The 1,035-nt window shown below is 64.1% G+C and carries 1 protein-coding gene; it reads left to right on the top strand.

Features of this window, described 5'->3' with window-relative positions; all coding sequences use genetic code 11:
* Positions 1-114: 114 nt before the first annotated feature.
* A partial coding sequence (locus tag VSX60_RS22350; RefSeq protein ID WP_327626434.1) for an IS256 family transposase occupies positions 115-1,035 on the top strand: 921 nt, incomplete at its 3' end.

The raw sequence follows: 1,035 nt of genomic DNA, 5'->3' as shown, positions 1-1,035 counted from the left end.
GGTAGTGTCCGCTTTGATGGTGGAAAATCGGACCTCGAATGGTGTGACGGAAGTGGCCACCGGATTGGCCGGCTAAGGTGGAGTTGCGAGACTTCAACCTGACCGGAGCACCCGATGACCGAGGACAGACTACCGCTTGCCGAGCTTCTGGCGAAAGCCGGAGACGGCGATTTCCTGAGGACGATTGCCGAGAGCGTGATGCAGCTTCTCATGGAGGCCGACGTGGAGGGCATGATCGGCGCCGGGCGTCATGAACGCACCCTTGAGCGGGCGACCTATCGCAACGGCTACCGGGACCGCTCGCTCGACACGCGGGTCGGTTCCTTGCAGCTTCGTATCCCCAAGCTTCGTCAGGGCAGCTATTTCCCGCCGTTCCTGGAGCCGAGAAAGCTCTCGGAGAAGGCGCTTGTCGCCGTCATCCAAGAGGCTTGGATCAGTGGCGTTTCCACCCGGCGGGTCGACGATCTGGTGCAGGCCATGGGACTATCGGGGATCGGCAAGAGCACGGTGTCGAAGCTGTGCAAGGACATCGACGAGCGCGTCGGCGGCTTTCTCGATCGCCCTCTCACCGGCGACTGGCCCTATCTCTGGCTGGACGCGACCTACCTGAAGCAGCGCGAGGGCGGGCGCATCGTCTCGGTCGCGGCGATAATCGCCGTGGCAGTGAACACAGACGGCAAGCGCGAGATCGTGGGCCTCCACATCGGGCCCTCGGAGGCGGAAACCTTTTGGTCGACCTTCCTCAAGAGCCTTGTGCGCCGGGGCCTTTCGGGCGTGAAGCTCGTGATCTCGGATGCTCACGAAGGGCTGAAGGCTGCCATTCGCCGGGTGTTCAGCGCTTCCTGGCAGCGCTGCCGCGTCCATTGGATGCGCAACGCCTTGTCCTATGTCCCGAAGGCGCAGCAGAGCATGGCGGCAGCAGCCCTGCGCCAGGCCTTCATCCAGCCCGATCGCGCCGGCGCTGCCCAAGCGTTGCGCCACGTCGCCGACCAGCTCCGGGCAAAGTGTCCCAAGCTCGGCACTTTCATCGACGAC

It is taken from the genome of Aurantimonas sp. A3-2-R12 (assembly GCF_036016755.1).
Taxonomy (GTDB): domain Bacteria; phylum Pseudomonadota; class Alphaproteobacteria; order Rhizobiales; family Rhizobiaceae; genus Aurantimonas; species Aurantimonas coralicida_A.
The sequence above is the reverse complement of the archived record's forward strand: the minus strand, read 5'-3'. Positions and strand labels throughout refer to the sequence as shown.